The organism is Pseudoalteromonas sp. H103 (assembly GCF_001469205.1).
GTDB classification, from domain to species: Bacteria; Pseudomonadota; Gammaproteobacteria; order Enterobacterales; family Alteromonadaceae; genus Pseudoalteromonas; species Pseudoalteromonas carrageenovora.
This window is the reverse complement of the sequence record NZ_LOFG01000001.1, coordinates 490,217-508,951: the sequence shown is the minus strand read 5'-3', so window position 1 is coordinate 508,951 and position 18,735 is coordinate 490,217. Positions and strand designations below refer to the sequence as shown.

General features: G+C 38.8%; 13 protein-coding genes. 6 read left to right on the top strand and 7 right to left on the bottom strand.

Annotation, left to right across the window (positions count from 1 at the left end; genetic code table 11):
* The first annotated feature begins 69 nt into the window (after positions 1 to 69).
* The 3 genes from ATS74_RS02295 to ATS74_RS02290 all read left to right on the top strand — a co-directional run bounded on the left by ATS74_RS02295 (position 70) and on the right by ATS74_RS02290 (position 2,374).
* Positions 70 to 1,584, top strand: a complete 1,515-nt coding sequence (locus ATS74_RS02295; protein WP_058547315.1) for a cryptochrome/deoxyribodipyrimidine photo-lyase family protein — start codon at positions 70 to 72, stop codon at positions 1,582 to 1,584.
* Positions 1,574 to 1,711 carry a DUF2256 domain-containing protein gene (locus tag ATS74_RS19615; RefSeq protein WP_082660547.1) on the top strand — a complete coding sequence of 46 codons (138 nt, stop codon included), beginning with the start codon at positions 1,574 to 1,576 and terminating at the stop codon, positions 1,709 to 1,711. The genes ATS74_RS02295 and ATS74_RS19615 overlap by 11 nt, the downstream gene beginning before the upstream one ends.
* A gap of 225 nt (positions 1,712 to 1,936) precedes the next feature.
* Positions 1,937 to 2,374 carry an OsmC family protein gene (locus tag ATS74_RS02290; RefSeq protein ID WP_058547314.1) on the top strand — a complete coding sequence of 146 codons (438 nt, stop codon included), beginning with the start codon at positions 1,937 to 1,939 and terminating at the stop codon, positions 2,372 to 2,374.
* Between the two features lie 69 nt (positions 2,375 to 2,443).
* On the opposite strand, the gene ATS74_RS02285 is transcribed toward ATS74_RS02290, so the two are convergent.
* Positions 2,444 to 2,623 carry a 2TM domain-containing protein gene (locus ATS74_RS02285; RefSeq protein WP_058547313.1) on the bottom strand — a complete coding sequence of 60 codons (180 nt, stop codon included), beginning with the start codon at positions 2,621 to 2,623 and terminating at the stop codon, positions 2,444 to 2,446.
* Positions 2,624 to 2,842: 219 nt separating this feature from the next.
* On the opposite strand from ATS74_RS02285, the gene ATS74_RS02280 reads away from it, so the two are divergent.
* Entirely contained in the window at positions 2,843 to 3,607 is a 765-nt protein-coding gene (locus ATS74_RS02280) for an EAL domain-containing protein (RefSeq protein ID WP_058547312.1), read from the top strand.
* A gap of 86 nt (positions 3,608 to 3,693) precedes the next feature.
* On the opposite strand, the gene ATS74_RS02275 is transcribed toward ATS74_RS02280, so the two are convergent.
* The 3 genes from ATS74_RS02275 to ATS74_RS02265 all read right to left on the bottom strand — a co-directional run bounded on the left by ATS74_RS02275 (position 3,694) and on the right by ATS74_RS02265 (position 11,892).
* A complete protein-coding gene (locus tag ATS74_RS02275; RefSeq protein ID WP_058547311.1) occupies positions 3,694 to 9,021 on the bottom strand; it encodes a DNA repair ATPase in 5,328 nt (1,775 codons plus the stop codon).
* An 85-nt stretch (positions 9,022 to 9,106) separates the two neighbouring features.
* Positions 9,107 to 11,209 carry a flotillin family protein gene (locus tag ATS74_RS02270; RefSeq protein WP_058547310.1) on the bottom strand — a complete coding sequence of 701 codons (2,103 nt, stop codon included), beginning with the start codon at positions 11,207 to 11,209 and terminating at the stop codon, positions 9,107 to 9,109.
* Positions 11,210 to 11,271: 62 nt separating this feature from the next.
* Positions 11,272 to 11,892: an OB-fold-containig protein gene (locus ATS74_RS02265; protein ID WP_058547309.1), complete on the bottom strand. Its 621-nt coding sequence runs from the start codon at positions 11,890 to 11,892 to the stop codon at positions 11,272 to 11,274.
* Between the two features lie 258 nt (positions 11,893 to 12,150).
* Here ATS74_RS02265 and ATS74_RS02260 point away from each other — a divergent pair, with 258 nt between their 5' ends.
* Positions 12,151 to 12,936 (top strand): putative porin, encoded by a 786-nt coding sequence (locus tag ATS74_RS02260; RefSeq protein WP_058547308.1) that lies wholly within the window; start codon positions 12,151 to 12,153, stop codon positions 12,934 to 12,936.
* Between the two features lie 74 nt (positions 12,937 to 13,010).
* Here the strand turns inward: ATS74_RS02260 and ATS74_RS02255 are convergent, their stop codons facing one another.
* A complete protein-coding gene (locus ATS74_RS02255; RefSeq protein WP_058547307.1) occupies positions 13,011 to 14,498 on the bottom strand; it encodes a dipeptidase in 1,488 nt (495 codons plus the stop codon).
* A 176-nt stretch (positions 14,499 to 14,674) separates the two neighbouring features.
* Here ATS74_RS02255 and ATS74_RS19610 point away from each other — a divergent pair, with 176 nt between their 5' ends.
* Complete coding sequence (locus tag ATS74_RS19610; RefSeq protein ID WP_082660550.1) at positions 14,675 to 14,848, top strand: DUF2986 domain-containing protein; 174 nt, start codon at positions 14,675 to 14,677, stop codon at positions 14,846 to 14,848.
* Positions 14,849 to 14,908: 60 nt separating this feature from the next.
* Here ATS74_RS19610 and ATS74_RS02245 read toward each other — a convergent pair whose 3' ends face one another.
* Both ATS74_RS02245 and ATS74_RS20195 read right to left on the bottom strand, forming a co-directional pair.
* Positions 14,909 to 17,044: a TonB-dependent receptor gene (locus tag ATS74_RS02245; protein WP_058547305.1), complete on the bottom strand. Its 2,136-nt coding sequence runs from the start codon at positions 17,042 to 17,044 to the stop codon at positions 14,909 to 14,911.
* Between the two features lie 101 nt (positions 17,045 to 17,145).
* Positions 17,146 to 18,444, bottom strand: coding sequence for a methyl-accepting chemotaxis protein (locus ATS74_RS20195; protein ID WP_058547304.1), 1,299 nt, complete (start codon positions 18,442 to 18,444; stop codon positions 17,146 to 17,148).
* Between the last annotated feature and the right edge of the window lie 291 nt (positions 18,445 to 18,735).

The following is an 18,735-nucleotide window of genomic DNA, read 5'->3' as shown; positions in this document are numbered from 1 at the left end:
GAGTTAGAAACCTAGCAAACCTAAATTAGTAATGAGTTAATTTTATTATTTAAAGTTATAAGCAAATACATGCCTGAAAAAATAAACATAGTGTGGTTTAAACGCGATTTACGCTTATCAGATCACCTTCCACTAAAACATGCCTTTAATAGCGATATACCGACGCTACTTATTTATAACTTTGAGCCGCTTATGCTTGAGGATGCGCATTATAACGAGCGGCATTGGCGCTTTGTTTATCAATCAATCACACAAATAAACAGCCAACTAAAGCGCTTTAACGCAACGCTTTATATTTTTAGCCAAGACATGCTTACTCTTTTAAATGCGCTTAATCGAACGTATCAAATAATAAACTTATACAGCCATCAAGAAATTGGCTTAAATAATACCTTTGAGCGAGATAAAGCCGTTGCTGCGTGGTGTAAGGAGCAACAGGTACACTGGCAAGAATCACAAACGGGTGCTGTTATTCGTGGCAAAAAAAATCGAAGTAATTGGAACGAACGCTGGCAACAAACAATGCAGGCCCCTGTCGCTATTCCTAATTGGAAAAACATAAAAACCATTACACTTAATAACTACCAAACACCCAAATTGCCCAACAGCTACACGCAAAGCGATGACAACTTTCAAGTAGGCGGCTCATTACACGCCCATAGTGTATTACACAGTTTTTTTGCAGAGCGCGGTAAGGGGTATCAAAAAGGAATATCTAGCCCAAGTTTAAGCCGTACTCATTGCTCTAGGCTTTCACCTTATTTGGCGTGGGGAAATATTAGCCTTAAACAGGTGTACCAAATGGCTATTGATGAATACCATTCAAAACACCCTGATAAAAAAGGCTGGAAGCGCCCCCTTGCTGCTTTTGTATCGCGATTGCATTGGCATTGCCACTTTATGCAAAAATTTGAAAGTGAATGCACTATGGAGTTTAGCGCATTAAACCCAGGCTACCATGAGTTTCCCTACAGAGATGACGCTAATGTAAAAAGCGATATTGAGCGCTGGGCACAAGGCCAAACGGGTATTCCTATTATTGATGCCTGTATGCGCTGCTTAAAAGCAACGGGTTATGTTAATTTTAGAATGCGCGCTATGTTAGTAAGCTTTGTAACACATCATTTAAATATAAGTTGGCAGCAGGCAAGTTTGCCACTGGCAAATTACTTTTTAGATTTTGAACCTGGTATTCACTACCCGCAAATACAAATGCAGGCGTCGGTAACGGGTATTAATACCATTAGACATTACAACCCGATTAAGCAGTCTGAAGATCAAGACCCAACCGGCGTCTTTATAAAAAAATGGTGCCCCGAACTTGAAAAATTGCCAATAGAATATTTACACGAGCCTTGGCAACAAACACCAATGGAAGCATTATTTAACGACTTCAAATTAGGAGAAGATTATCCAGAACCCATGCTCAATTTAAGCGATGCTTCAAAGCAAGCTCGCGAACGCTTATGGCAATACCGCGAGCGAGCAGACGTTAAGCGTGCTATTCCTAATATATTAAAAAGACACGTAGGGCTTACTCGCACAGTAAAACAAAAAGCAAAGAGTGCTCAACATGGCGCATAAAAAGTTACATCTGCCACAAAAAATATGCCCTGTTTGTAATAAGCCATTTGTATGGCGTAAAAAATGGCAACGCGATTGGGATAACGTTATTTACTGCTCAGAGCGCTGCAAGCGAAATAAAAATTAAACCATAAAGGTTTGCTCGACTTTAACCCTATAGACATCAACGCGTGTGCCCTAACTCCCTATTTTGAGTAAAACAAGTCTCAGCTCCAAAAAGCCAATAAGTTCTAACTGGCGTTTATATTGCAGTGTTTAGCGTAACTCGGCTTTTAGCGCTTTATTTTAAGTGTTTTATGTAAATAACGCTTAATGAGCCTGAAAAGCTTACACGCAAAGCAAGGAGAAGACGATGACGATTAAAAAAACGGCAAACTCAACGTGGTCTGGTGATATTAAAACAGGCAAAGGCAGTATTTCTACGCAAAGTGGCGCACTTAATAAACAACCGTATGGCTTTAATACCCGCTTTGAAGATCAGCCAGGGTCAAACCCTGAGGAGTTAGTAGGTGCGGCGCACAGTGCCTGTTTTAGCATGGCGCTGTCGCTTTCATTAGGTGACGCTGGTTTTACAGCCGATAAAATTGATACCAAAGCAACAGTAAGCCTGGATGAAGTAGATGATGGCTTTGCTGTGACTCATATCGCTCTTGAGGTAAACGCACGTATTAAAGATATTGCTAACGAGCAATTTCAGGCATTGTGTGAGCAAACTAAGGAAGGCTGCCCTATTTCAAAGCTGCTTAATACAGAAATTTCACTTAACGCGACACTTGAGAGCGCCTCATAAACCGCTAATACTTAAACACTAAAATTAAGAAGCTTAAGCCAAGTAAATTATTACTTGGCTTAACATTCATTACCCACACCTTTTTGAACTGGTTAAATCTAACAAATCTTTAAGCAGCGCAATCCCCATACCCAACGCAGGCCATACTACCCATAAATTATTTGGCGATGTAATTAAGTTTATCGCGGTCAAAAATACCAAAGCCACAAAGTAACGTTTTAAATTATCAAAAAATGCTGGTGTATTCATGTTTGCTCTCCTCTTTAAATGTAAGGTTATTATTGCCTTAATTTTTAAGCCTGAAAGGTGCCATTTGTCATCAGTTAATATGACATTAGTCATCAATTTACACGTAAATTTGCAATCATTTATTACGTACATAAATATAAAAACCAATACTTTAATAGGTTTGTGTTAGGATCCTATCTCAACTAACCTTAAAGAAATTAATATAAGAGGATGTGCTAAATGAATGAAAAATCAAATGATTGCGAAAAAATCACATGTAGCAACTGTGCTGAAGCAAACAACCTAGAATTTGATTTTTCAATGGCTTTTCAACCTATTATAAATTGTAATACTAGCCTAGTTTATGGCTATGAGGCACTGGTTAGAGGTTTAAATGGTGAGTCTGCTTATTCTATTATCTCAAAGGTGAACGAAGAAAATAGATATGCATTCGATCAACTTTGTCGTATTAAAGCCATAAAACTTGCTTCAGAACTAGGCATAAATTCAATGCTTAGTATTAACTTTTTACCCAATGCTATTTATAAGCCAGAGCGATGTATACGTACCACTTTAGAAGCGGCTAAAAAATATAACTTTCCCATACAAAACATCATGTTTGAATTCACTGAGGTAGAAAAGATAGACGATACCGCGCATATTAAACGTGTGGTTGATTACTATCAGTCTCTTGGGTTTAAAACCGCAACTGATGACTTTGGTGCGGGTTACTCTGGCTTAAACTTACTTGCCGACTTTCAAACAGATATTATTAAGCTAGATATGGCGCTAATACGCGATATTAACCGCGATACAAAACGCCAATTAATAGTAACTCATTGCTTAAACATGTTTCGTGATTTAAATATTACAGCCCTAGCTGAAGGTATAGAAACAGTAGAAGAATACGTGTGGCTTAAACACGCGGGGGTTGAGCTGATGCAAGGCTATTTATTTGCAAAGCCTGGCTTTGAGTGCTTACCTAATGTGAATCTTGATTTTTAAGGTAGAGAATAATCGCACATCTTAAATTTATACTAAGCATGATTAATGTCGCTTATTGTAAAGCGACATTAACCATTAACTCTAACCTATTGCTTACCTGACCATGCCTGCACTAATTGAGTTAATTGCTGCTTTACATCATTACTAGTGATAGCCTGATTTAAGGTTTCAGATAAAACTTTAATTTCATCCTGATTACTATTTTGTGCAATAACCTCACCTAACTGCTGCCCAAGGATGGTAATTGTTTGATTAACATTATTAGCGCTAAGTGTTTTATTAAGTTCGCTTAACTGAGAATGTGCGCTACTTTTTTCAATTACACTAATTAGCTCTGCAACACTGCTCTTATCTGGCGCTTGGTGTAATAAACTTTGAAGTGTTTCATTAAGTACATTAAAGCTCTGACGGTTATCTAAATTGGCCAAGTTTTCGCCAACCGTGCCAATTGATGCATTGTAGTCATAACTTAAATTACTTTTACTAAGTTTATTTGCAATACCCTCTAAAGCCTCATGCAAATACCCCATTTGCTCAACAGCCATCATTACCGGGCTACCGGCACCATCAAGCTTATTTAATCTAACAAAGTCACCTTTAATTTGCTCATACCGCGCTTGCTCATGCTCTGTAGAAGTGCCTCGCAGTTGAGCTAATTTAAGTAGGTTCTCTTCAGAACCTTTACTGAGTGTTTGAGCCTCACCTCGGTAATGATCACAAATTAAGTTTTCGAGTTCTTCGTCATTCATAGCCGCAACGACTTTTTCAGCCATTTTATTCATATTACGGTAACTACCTTGCAGCTTGAACGGCGGCTCTGTACGGTAGTTGTTATCTTGAGCAGCTGAAGCAATATATTGCGCATTTACTTTTAATACGGTGTCTCTAATAGTAATCAGTTTATTAATTACTGCTTTAATTTCGTTGGCCTCAGCCTGTGAGTAGCCATATTCAAGCCCGTTTAACGGTATATCTTCACCTTGGCAAATACGCACAAATTTGTATAAGTCGTCCATATTTCTGTTTGCCAGCGGTGCAAGCACGGAGTTAGACGTAAGGGCGTTTTCTATAAAGCTCATTGCAAACTCTTGCTCGCACCCTGCCAACGTATCACCTAAGTTATAAATATCGGCCCTGTTAGCAAGCATATCTGGTATTTTAAAGCTCTCACCCGATTCGGTATAGGGGTTACCCGCCATAACCACAGCAAACTTTTTACCGCGTAAATCATACGTTTTACTTTTGCCATTCCACACACCATCAATTCGGCGCGAGCCATCACATAGCGAAATAAACTTTTGTAAAAACTCAGGGTTAGTATGCTGAATATCATCTAAATAAAGCATTACGTTATTGCCCATTTCAAAGCTTTGATTGATTTTAGCAATCTCTTTTTCGGCAGTTGCGTTAATGGCTTGAGATGGGTCTAGCGATACTTGGTCGTGCCCTATTGATGGGCAATTTACTTTTACAAATGTTAATCCTAGGCGGTTAGCTACATATTCTACAAGTGTTGTTTTACCATACCCTGGCGGTGATATAAGCAATAGCATACCCATTAAATCGGTACGTTTATTTTTACCCGCTGAGCCAATTTGTTTTGCTAAGTTATCGCCAATAATTGGAAAATACACTTTGTTAATAAGCTGGTTTCGTACAAATGAGCTCAAAGGCCGCGCTTTAAATTCATCTAATTGTAAGCGCTCTTTTTGCTCAGCTAAAATTTCACTACGTAGAGAATGGTATTGCTCAAAGGCGGGGACTTGTTCAGTAATATACTCTCGCGTGCGTGCATAAAACGACGCATAATCAACTTGAAGTGTTTGCTCACTTATTTGCTTATGCTGCCCCATTAATCCACTAACAGTGTTATCGGTATTTACATCTAAAACGCTGTATTTGAAAGAAGTAGAGGCTGTTAAATGAAGGTAATTCGCAGCTTCAGCTTGAACTTCAGCGCTAATATTACTGTGTTGTAAACAATAGGCATTTAGCCAACTTAAATAAAGTAGACCGCGCTCATCTGTGCTGTTTAGAGTGGTATTAGCTTGGGTCAGCTCTTTGCTAAACCCCTTACTATTTGCATCACTATTAAACTGCTCGGCGAGGTTTTTAGCTTGCTGAGATACTATAAACAGAGGTTCATCTGCACTTTTTTGCTGCGCCAATTGCTTAATTAAATATGCTGCGCTGAGCTCACTTGATAAATCACTAAAGTGCACAAGCATACGAGGTATCGTATTTAAAAACTCGCTGATATATTCACTCAGTTGAGATGTTAAAGCGCTAATAAAGTTAATTGCGCCAAAGTGCGTTTCCATCAACAATGCATTTTTTGCTTGGTGATAAAAAGTAGCTAACTGCTCTGCTGACAATTGCGCGCTGTAAAGCTGCGCAACTACCCTACAACTCACTGGGTAAATGAGTAAATCGAGGGTGCTTTTTTGATTAAGTAAAGACTCTATTATTGCACTAGCGTCATGATCGTGAATGCCCTTTTCGTAACCTTCTTGGTAACGGGGCTCTGCAAATTTTTGCACTACATTTAAAAGCGTACCGTTGTCTTTAGCTTGCTGTAATTGTATAAATGTAAGTGCATGCTCACTATTTTCGCAGGCTAATAAAATTTGCGCAGCTAAATATTCACCACGATAAATAGTGCTGTTTTCAGACACAAGCGCTTGCTGCCATAAGTGACGGCTTTGCGCTAATGTTTCAACACTTTTTGCATCGGTAATTGGCTCAAAATAATCGGTACCCGTTAAATGCAGCATTAGCTGCTCATCGCGAGGCAGTAGGGTTAAATCAAGTAATTGCTTATTAACACTAAATGCGTGTTTACCTATACTTACCGTATTACCGCCATCGGTAAATATATCTTGTTTATCACGTAATGAGCGAATGCCCTGATCTTTGCTTGCTTTTAGTTTTGACTGAATATCATCGGCACGTATTTCGTCGCCAATATCTTTTAACTCTTGCGTAAGTGCACGTAACTTACTGATCATCGGATCAGCTGCAAAGTAGGTGTTTAACGCATCTAACTCAGTGAAGCTTTGCGAACGTCGATTAACGCCTTGTAAAATACGCTCTGCGGCATTTGCTAAATTAAGCGCACGTCGCTGACGCGCATCAATTAAGCTTTGCTTATGTGCTTCAAAGCTTTCGTAGACGTCATCGCGCTTGGCTATTATTTCGCTGAGGTATTCATCAAAATCGCTAAATTGCGACTCGAGCTCTTCTAGCTGTATTAGCAAACGCGATAATTGATCGTCACACGCTTCTGGGGTTTTTGCATTATTTAATGCGTTAGTAATACTTTGTGAAAATAGTTTAAAACGAGCGGCAAACTCAGCTTTAGCCTCAACGCTGCCTAAGCTTTTTTGACGTATTTCTATGCCTGCTTTTGCCCTATTAACTAACGCATACACACCGCTAATATCTTCTAAAATTTGGGTGCGAATACGGCTATCGTCTATGTCTAAATCAAGCATAGTGTGGTTAAGTAAATCAAGTTCCACACTTTGTTTATCAAGCTCGGCAATATAGGTTTTAAGTTCGGTTACGCTTTCACTCTTAGCGCTTAGCTCTTCGAGTTCTTTTAATTTTTTATGATACGGCTCAAGTGCTGTTGATTGCTGTAAAAAAGCAGCAGTAGCTTGGCTTACACCGCTCAAATGCTCATCTACATCAGCTTGTAACTGGTTGAGCGCATCTGTGTCTATGTACTTAATATCTTCAAGGCTGATTATTTGCCCTTTTAGTACTTTTAACGCGTCTATTGCCGTAACAAATTCAGACACTGCTTTAAAGCTATCGGGGCGAACCTCTCGTGTTACTTCTGTGTACTGTTTAGTTATATCTGCAAGTGCTTGCTTAGCTTTGTTCTGTATTTCAGTTACTTTTTCAAATTCATCAAGTACTTGTTCTGCCGTTTCGTAAATACTGTGCAAGCTTTGCGCTATGTCAGCAAACTCACTTTCGTTGAGCCAATGGTAGCGATCAAATATATTTCGGCTCAGCGAAATCATATCTTCGTAGTGAAACAAACTTGGGCTTTGTTCGTTAATAGCTTTGCATACGCTATATAAATCTGAAATACCGCGTACTAAATCGGGGTTACCAATTTTTCCAAAAAAACTCGTTAAAGCAGGTACATTGGCGGCAAACTCAGCAGATACAAATGGGCTTTGCCATATTTGAATTGGGTGTACGCGCTCAGCTTGTTCGTTATCGGCTTTGAAGGTTAACGCTATACCATCGTTGTAAATACCATAACCGTGACAGTAAATTGGGTTTTGTAAGTTTTTATCAATAATGTTGTAGGCAAATAAAGCATAGCGTCCTTCGCTTGGCTCATAAAATACATACAATACATCTTCGCCATTAGGCGATTTAACTTGCCGATGAAATTCTAAATCATCAATTTGCTCTTCAAATGAGCGAGCCTGTCCCGACTGCAAATAGTAACCACCGGGGAAAATAATACCGTGGTCTTCGGGTAAGGTAACACAAGCGCTACCAATGGCATCTTGACGCGTAACCTGCACAGTGCGGCTGTTAAAAATAAAATAGCGCCACTGTTTTTCACGGTATGGCAAAACTTTAAGTAAAATCAAGTCACCCACTTGCGCGTATTCAACCTCGCTATCAGCAAGCGATTGGTTTTTATCTTCAACGGGTTCTTGATGAATGCCTTCGCCGGTTTCGGTGCTGTTTTCTATTTTTATGGTGAGCGTGCCACCAATAGTTTCAACAAATACGGTATCAGCAATATTTATATGACCGTGACGCCCTTCAACATGATCACTGCGGTCTGTTTGTTGCCATTCAAAATCATAATCGTGTGCGTGCTTAATATCACGCTCACCACGGTTATCTATATAATTAATGGTATTATCTGGGTGTATTTCCCACCTAAACACTCGCACATCAGAGAGCTTTTCACCAATCTGAAACAGCGCAAATAACTTACCGCTTTGCTGATATAGGTGCTGTAGCTTGGTTTGCTTGTAGTAAGTATAAAGCTCTTCAAAATCTCTAATAAAACGGGTATCGGTTAAAAATAAGGTTTTTTCTGGGTATGGCTCAATTTCAAAGTGATCCTCTTGCTGAACCAATTTGTGCACACTAAATACATCATCAATTGAGGTTTCTTTTTTCAGACCCAAAAACACGTTGTAAGCAAAAATAACTTTGTCGCCCACAATAACAATATCGCGTGGCGTACAGTTTTGCTCAGTTCGCGCACGCACGCGCCCTTTAACCTGAAGCTCGGTACTACCAAACTCGCTAATACGCTGCGTATTAACGTTATCTGTTTGTGTTTTGAGTGTTGCGCCAAAGTTATTTAAGCGACGCTTAATTAAATCGTACGATCCCTGCTCTAAAGCATGTTGTGTTGAGTCCGTCATTAAACCTTTCCTGCAGTTTTACTTTTTGTATGTGTGATCAAAAAAGCCGTAAAGTTAACTATTACGGCTATAGATTGAGAGGGAGTTAGTCTTGCGGGTTGAGTTTAATTTTTTCGTCAAGCGCGCTGCCCATATTGCCCCCTAGCATACTTAGTAACTGGCTTTTTTCTGCAGCTGTGGTGTTACTCAATTGCTTTAGTAATTTACTCATATTAAGGTTTTTCATGGTTTCAGCTGAGCCGTTAGCACCTGCCAATACCCCTTTTAAATCCTCAATTAAATTACGATCCCCATTTAAGTGATCTTTAAATACAGTTTGTACCGTTTTACTTTCATCCACCAAACCATCTATTGATTTGCCTAAGCTAATAGCACTCATAAACTGGTTAAAGAACTGACCATCGCCACCCATAATATTAATATCGGCATCGCCTAGTGCTTTACTCATCACTTGAGCTTGATGCTCGGCAATATCTTTACTTGCTGCAATTTTGGCCATTACTAGTTCTTTTTGTTGATTTAATTGCAGTGTAAAGCTCTCATAGTCACGCGCATCTTGATCCATCGCATTAAGTGCTTGGAGTTTTTCTTCAAGACCTTTGGCCTCGGCAAGCATTTTGCGCTCAAGGTTAATTGCTTCAGCTTCACCTTGTTTCTCATTCGCATCAGCCATGGCTGTTTGTACTTGTGCTTGAGATAGCCCTATTTCACGGTTACCTTGCGCTTCTGCTTCTAATTTTTGACGCAACACTTTAGCATCCACTTCACCTTGCATTGCGTTTGCTTGTGCTTTAGCAGTGATAACATCAGCTTCAGCTAAGCCCTGTGCAGCGGTTTCTACTTGGTGTGCCTGGGCAAGTATCTTTTTAGACTCAGCTTGCTGATTAGCAATGCGCAGCTCTGCATTAGCCATTGTTTCAAGTTCACGAGCTTTAAATTCAGCGGCTTGATCTTGCGCTTTAGCGGCTTCAATATCTTTAACTAATGCTTCTTCTGCTTCCGCTTTTGCACGAATAATAATGGCGTCTTTTTCACGTTCTGCACCCGCTAAAACCTGCACATCTTTAATACGTTCTTGCTCTTCAGCTACCGACTTTTCTACTATTACGCGATCGCGCACTACATCAGCAATTTCTTTACGTTCTATTTCAAGTGCTTTTTCTTTATTAATACGTAAAATTTCAGTTTCTCTTTCTCGTTCAATAACTTCTATTTCACGAGAGCGTAAAACTTTTTCTTCTTCAATACCCAGTACTCGCAGTCGGTTTTGCTCTGCAATATCAAGCTCACGTTGCTTGTTTTGCTCGCTAATTCCAATTGATTCTTCAGATTGAATTCGAGCCTGTTCTGATTTTAAACGCTCTTCGTGGCGTACTTTTTCAGCTTCTGCGTGTTCACGCGCTTTAACGGTTTCAATTTCACGAACTTGACGCGACATCGCATCTTGTTTTTGGCGTTCTATTTCAAGTGATTTCTCAGTGGCTTCTTGGTTTTGAATTTCTACTTTTGCGCGCTCATCACATTTTAATTGATTGGTTAATACATTTTGCGCTGCCGTCATTTCGGTAATACGACGGATCCCCTCGGCATCAAGAATATTTTGTGAATCAAGCTTTTCAATTGACGTTTGCTCTAGGTAATCAATGGCAACATCTTCAAGCGTGTAGCCAGATAAGTCTTGCCCTATCACTTCTTTAATGTTGTCTCTAAATTCGTTTCGGTGAGTAAATAACTCAACAAAATCCATTCGCTTACCAACCGTTTTAAGTGCTTCTGAAAACTTAGCTTCAAATAATTCTTGCAGCGTTTCATGCTCTGAAGCACGTGCACAACCCACATGTTTAGCTACACGCAAAATATCGTCTTTATTTTCGTTAACACGAATGTAAAAAGTGATTGCAATATCGGCGCGTATATTGTCTTTACAAATCAAGCCGCCCTTATCTTTACGCTCAAGTACCATGCGTTTAGTCGAGATATCCATTACTTCCATTTTATGGATAACAGGGTAAACAATGCCGCCTGTTGTGGTTACATCAGGCTCATTTTTCATTTTATTAATAATGAGTGCTTGGCCCTGTTCAACTTTGCGATAGAACTTGCCAATCATTAACAAAATAGCAAAAATGACCGCTATCGCTATACCTACAAACGTTAATATAGGTAGTAAGTTATCTAAAAATTCCATGTTATGTCCTAACGTAATTATCGATTTATTATGTGTTATTTACAGCAAAAAACGGCGTTGTGTTACCAAGGTTTAGCAGTAACAATATAACAATGCTGCTCTTTTATATGCTCAAGTAATACAACCGTATCGCCTGTGCTATAGGGGTGTTCGTCGTGTGATCTTATTTGAATTAATTGCTCAGTACCTTGAAAATTAATTCTTCCTTGCCCAAATGTAGGTGTCACTTTGCCAGTAACAACCGTGCATTCAAGACCCAATAAGTCGCTACTTCGGGAGGTTTCTACACTTGAAAAAAAGCCTTGTAATGGCTTTGAAATAATAATGGCGATAGGTAAAGCTATAATTACGCTTACTACTAACATCACTAAGCCAAAAATATAAAATAAAATGCCATCGCCAAGTAGGTAAGCAAAAAACTTGTGTGCATAAATATTAATTAACCAGCTCAGCATAACTACTAAGCTAATTGATACTGTGATAGGGATACTGCCAAAGCCAAAACTCGATAATAGCCCAGTGCTGTTTGTGTTTGATGAATTAGCTTCTACATCTAAATCAGACTCAAACATGTCGATATCAGCAAAACCCAGTAAGGTGATCGCCCAAAACAAGACAACAACTAAAAGCAAGGCCGTGAATATAATGGTAGGGAACGTAAACGCTAAATTTAAAAATTCCATATTACAGCTATCCATTTGTATTAATACATATATATACAATAAGATTTTTACCACTTTGAAGAGGGTTTGTTAAGTTTTTTATAACAATTACCCCCTGTTTTTATAAACAATTGTAAACAAACCATCTCCCACTTTACTACTTGTATTGAGTGATTAAGCATCAACACTTTCTTACAATCGTTTAATTGCCATGCAAAGTCCCCTCACTATAATACCTTTTCTGGATACAACTATTTAACTTTATAAGAAAGGATACTTATGCGCTACTTAATGCCACTCTCTTTGCTTGCACTTAGCTGTGCAGCATCAGTAAACGCTGAACAATCAGCGTCAAAGCAATGGTTTAATACAATTAACTACGCAAAAATTGATTCACGCTATTACAGCGATAATGTGTACGGATTATCTACGCATTATTATTTTGAAGAGCAACAAAGCTCGGGAGTGTGGGATGATTATGGCTACCTAGATACAGATAGTAACATAGGCTTAAATTACTTTAATTCAGATGGTTATAGCCAAAAAGGAATATTTGGAGAAGGCTTTTACGGTAATGCTTTTGCAACCATAGAGCTGCCTAATATTGGCGATACTGATACCTACTCACTTGGTTTAGGTTACTTATTTGCTGATTCGTTAAAGGTATCTGCACGCATGGTAGATTATGAATATGGTGATACGGTTTATCTATTTAAAGCGCAATATAATCATCAAATTAATGACACCGATTACATTGGCTTTACGGTTGAAACTGATGATGAAATAGAATCATGGGACTTATCATCACGTTACTTTGCTCACCTTTACGATGATAGCTACTTTACTATAAATATTGACTACCTAGATGCTGGCGATGACCCTTTCTTTAATGTGCTGGCAAATTATTACTTTAATAAACATGTAGCTGTGGGTATTGGCTTAAGCGACTCAGATTTAGTTGTTGAGGGTAAATACTTTATTAACGATAGCTACTATTTTAGCGCTAATTACACTGATAAAAATAGCTATGACATATACAACCTTAGTTTTGTAGCCCAGTTTTAATAAACACAAAAAAGCTGCCTTGCTGAAGTCACTTCAGTTAAACAAGGCGGCTTTTATATTAAAAAATCTTTAGCTTACATATTGCCTAGCTCAATCATCATCGCGGTATACATGCGTAAATTAAGCTCCAATTGCTCAAGTGTAATAAATTCATGCTCTGAGTGGCCTGTATAACGTTTACCCGGCATTGAAGGGCCAAACGATACGGCATTATCAAATAATTTTGCGTTAGTGCCTCCGCCAATTGATACAAAGTCAGCTTGTTCGTCACCTGTAAAATGTTTAAAAATATCGAGCAGCTTTTGTGCGTGCGGTGCGTTATCTAACAGCATAGGTGTACCAATAATGGTTTCAACTTTAGTAAGCGTTACGTTATTTGCAGTTTCCCATTCATTGATAGCGCTATTTATTTGTTGTTTAAGTACGCTTTCATCTTTACCAACTGGGCGGCGGGCGTTAATGGCTAATGTTAGTGCATTACCATCGCGTTCAATTACAGTAGGAGCTACGCTCATTGGGCCCATAAATTCGTGCTCGTAGGCAATATCACCAAATTGCTTACCATGAATATCTAAGCCAATTAACTGGTTTACAAATTTTATAAGCTGGCCATCGCTATTATTTTCAAGTGCGATGTCTTTAAATAACTCACTCAAGTGTGTAATAGCATTAACGCCCGACTCTGGCTCTGATGAATGCGCAGACATGCCTTTTACACTTATTATTAAGCCTTCACCTTGCTCTTCAAAATTAAACTCAACGTCACTAAGCGTTTTAGCTTTCGCTTTTAATGAATCAATTACAGCAGCGCTTGCATTGTGAAGTACTAAGCTTGCATCTTCTGGTATTTGGCTTTTAAACGCCCCACCAGCAACATCACTTACATAGACGCCTGTTTGTTTTGAAGTAGCGTTAAAGGTTGGTGCAATTAAGCTCCAGCCTTTTTCAGCAACAACCACGGGGTATGATGCATCAATGGTTACTGCATACTTTGGTTGCTCATAGGTTTTCATAAATTCAGTAAGTGGGCCCCAGTCAGACTCCTCGGCAAGGTAAATCATCAGCTCTATGCGGTTATCAAGCTCTATGCCTTTATCTTTAATTGCTTTCATGGCGTAAAGCGCAGTGACTATGGCACCTTTGTCGTCTTCGGTACCGCGCCCTACTAATTTGCCAGGCTCTGAGGTATCAATAATAAATGGGCTTTGCTTCCACTTACTCGCATTAGCTGGCTGAACATCACCGTGTGTTACTACTGTTACTTTGTCTGCTTGTTTACCCATACCAATAAGCACGGTATAACCTAGGTCTTGGTAATCAAACCCAAGCTCTGCGGCTTTCATTTTTAATACAGATTTAAAGTTAATAAAGTCTGGGTTTTGTGGTGCGGGTATTGAGTCTTTATTTACTGTAGGAAAAGCCACTAAGTTAGTTAGCGTATGTACTTGAGCATTTTGGTAGGTGTTTACAGCGTAATCAGCAACACTATCAATATTTTTATGTAACTGTGCATGCGCGCTAAACGCAAATAAAAGAGCACTGGCTAAAGCTAACTTTTTCAAAACTTATTCCATTTAATTAATAACTAAGAGCTTTAATTATAGCGCCCACACAGCATTTCAAACAGTGCTTTGCGATGGACTCACAACTTATAAGCGTAAAATATTTATATAGCGGGTTTAGTGTAGATAGCAGTATAATGCGCGACTTAAATTTATTTAGCTTAAAGGTTTTAGCTGTGAACCGTCGTAAAAAAATCGTCACTAAATTTCAAAAGAAAGATAAACGCGCTAATGCCAAATTACATAAAAGCGGCAAACCTGCTTATGTATCTAAAGCACAGCGCGAAAAGTTAGCTTTAGAAGCCGAGCAATCTCCTTGTGCCGATGAGCAAAGCACGACTACTGATTAATATTTAGCGTTAAGCCACAACACAGTGATGGCTTAACTGTTCAATAATTATTATATGTGCCTAAAAAGCATAACTTGCACTGATATTAAATGAGCGCCCCTGCCCAGCTAATTGAGTAAACCCCGTGCTACTGTCTTGTTTTAGTGCAGCAATACTTACTCCTCCTAATGGCAACTCGTAAAACTCATCAAATAAGTTAGTTACTTCAGCACTAAGCGTTAGTGCATTAAAGGTGGCTTTAGAGCTTAAATTCACTAAATTATAGCTGTGCGTTTGGTTTTCAAGGCGGTTAAAGTCAACACGTGATTTTGTATCTACCCACTCCCACGACAGCGCATTTTCAAATAATCCTATTTGCTGGCTTAATGTTAGCTTTGTATGCAATGGCTTAATTTGATATAGCGGCTGGTTAGTATCGTCGCGCTTACCACGGGTACTTGTAACGTTTGCTGTTAATACCCATTCGCCAAACGGTTTAGATTGATAAAGCGACTTACTTACATCGATTTTGGCACCATATAATGTGGCGTCAACATTACTAAACTGCAAAATGTTACGTGATGTGTTTGCTAACCCATAACTATTAAAACTACGTACAATATTTGCGTCAATGTAGTCGTTTACATCGGTGTACCACACATTAGCACTTACACGCCAAGCATCATCTTTAGCTGTTTTTGAATACGTTGCACTAATGGTATTTGCGGTTTCTACATCAAGCTCTGGGTTACCAATATAGCCATTTGCATCGCCGTACCAGCCAATCATAGTGGTGGCCATATTACTTACACCCCAGCTGTAGCGCTCATATAAATTGGGTGCACGGTTTTTGCGAGCAAGGCCTAATTGCAGCTCGTCATATAGTGTAATTTGGTAATTAGCTAATAAATTAACATCAATAATGGTGTCCGTTTTATTTCTATCGGCATTATTAAAGTCATTTGCCGCCATCGCATTATTAGCAGTGCTCATTGAGCTCATATTGCCCATATCCATCATACTCATGCCATCGTTATAGGCCTGTACTTCATCAACTTGCGTATTGACACGCTCAACCCTAACTCCAGTATTTAGCCACAGTTTTTTATTAATTTGGCTTTCATATTCTGCAAATAGAGCAATGCGCTCACGCTTACCATTATTGATGTTTACATAGTCATTTGGCCCCATCATGGTTGAGCCTTCAATAGCCGGCCACCAATCATCAATGCGGTAGTTATAGTATTCTTGACCAAGCAGTAATGTGCTATTTTTATCTAGATTAATGCGCCATTTAAGCTGCGTGCTTATATCTTGCGAGTCTGTTTCCATGGGCATCATGCCGGTTTTTTCTTTACTAAAAAAGCCCATTTCGTGTTTAACGCTGTGCCAGTTAACCTGCCCTTCAAACTCGCTATTTTCAAAACTGTGCTTATATTGGGCAATAGCGCCGTAACTGGTGTTATCAGTCATATCCATATACTGATTTGCAAACCCTTGGTACGGAATTTTTTGATGTGTAAGCTTTATAACTAATTGCTGTTTATCATCGCGCATAGCTGCGGTTAAACTGTGGTTTTGAGCACGGTACAATGTGTCAAGCACTACATCGCCGTTACCATTTTTATAACTATCTGCATCGCTAAAAGAGCCTTGGTAGTTAAAACTAAACGTATCACTTGCTAAACGTGCTCCCACGCCTAGCTTTCGGCCATTATCAATACTACTGTATTTTGCCGATACATAACCTGAGTGCCACGCTAAATCGCTACTTTCGCCGTACTGTGGTGAAATAGAATTAACGCTTATTACACCAGCAATGTTATCGCCACCTGCGCTTATTGGTGAAACTCCAGCAACAACCTTGTAAGACGTTATTTGATTTGCAGATATGTAAGAAAGAGGCGAGTTCATATGATTAGCGCACGCTGCTGTTACATCTGCGCCATCAACAAGTACTTTTACCCTATCGCCCATTAAACCATTTAAAATAGGCAAGTTAGAGACCCCGCCCGCAGCAGAAAAATCAACACCTAAATTACTAAGTAATGACTCTGAAGAGCCAAGTGATAAATGTTTATTTTGCGCATGCCCGTGCACTTCAATAACTTCTAAGTCGTTATCATCAGCGAGCACCGTAGGCGATAAAAAGCCGCTAATTAGTAGCGCTAAAGGAGAGAGTAAATAAGTAGATTGAATGTTTTTTTTGTGATTCATTTATAATTTATGCCACTGTTATGTATGGCATAAATTATATAATGCGAAAGCGCTATTAAAGCGCGACATAATGTCGCACTTTGTTAAGTAACCAGATGTAACTAACTATTAAGCTGTGCTACGGTTTGCGAAACAACTTCTGCACCGCGCTCAATTTCTTTAATCACCTCAGAAACATTAGAAATTAACTCTCTACCTTGTTCAGACGAGTCTGACACTGAGGTAATCTGCTTAGAAATATCGTTTGTTAGCTCTTGATTGTTTTTAACCACAGTCGCAATTTCGTTAGTTGATTTACTTGTACTTGCTGCAAGCTGCCTTACTTCGTCTGCAACCACAGCAAAGCCCCTACCATACTCACCTGCGCGAGCCGCTTCAATGGCGGCATTAAGTGCTAATAAATTGGTTTGATCGGCAATACTGCTAATGGTCGATACAATCGAGCCAATAACCGCTGATTGCTCATTTAGGTTTTTAATTAAATCTACCGACTTAAGCACTTGGCTTACAATTGCATCTGAGTTAGTAATGGCACTTTGTAGTATTTCAGAGCCTTGCTTAGCCGTTTCTACCGTTGCCACTGCAGACTCATGTGCAATTGCTGCTGCATCACTTACTGCAGTGTTGTCGTTTATACGGGCCGTTATATCAGACGCAAACTTAATAATTTTAACAACATTACCTTTGCTATCTAATATGGGGTTATAGGTTGCTTCTAGCCAAATTTCTGAACCATCAGAGGTAATGCGTTTAAATTTTCCAGACTTAAACTGACCTTGTGCTAGCTCGTTCCAAAACCGTGGGTTTTTCTCATAAAATAATGAGGTACAAAACATCTTATGATGCTGCCCTACAATATCCTTTAAGCTGTAGCCAATTGTTGATAAAAAGTTTTGATTGGCGGTTATAATATTTCCTTCGGGCGTAAATTCTATGGTTGCTAAAGCTTTATCAAGTGCCTTTGCTATCGCTTCTTGCGCCTGCCTTTGTATATAGTTTGCAGTAATATCTGAAGCTATTTTTATAACCTTTGTGACAACACCATTTTCTTCTACAGGAAAATATGTGGCTTCTAACCAAAGCTTATCGCCGTTGGCTTTAAAACGTAAAAAAGAACCGGAAGTCGATTTACCTTGTTGTAGGTTCTGCCAAAATTGACTGTATGCATTTGAGTTTGCATATTCAGGTTCACAAAACATTCTATGATGCTCACCTACAATCTGCTCTTTACTATAACCAATAGTCTCTAAAAATAGTTTATTAGCGTCTAAAATTATTCCTTCAGGTGAAAATTCAATATATGCAACGTGCTTGTTAATTGCTGACAAGATCGATTGCTTTTGAATTAATTGAAGCTCCAGCTCTTCAATTTTTGTATTCTTTTGAGAAATACCAAACATGTAAAAACCTTAAGAAATAAATTAAAAGTAATAAAGTGACATGCAAATGTAACTACATTGTAAATATAGGCTTAAAATAGATGATAACCTAATATTTAAAGTTCTTATAGCTTCATGCTTTATAAATAGTTTTTTTACTTTTAAGATTATTGGCAGTTATTTATTCTAATTAACATTTAAAAAACCCTGTAAAACCATTAACTTTATGCATGACTCAATACTCTTTTTAAATTAAAATACCCACCTCACTGAACATCTACTCTCACACCAAAATTTAAGTTTATACACGGC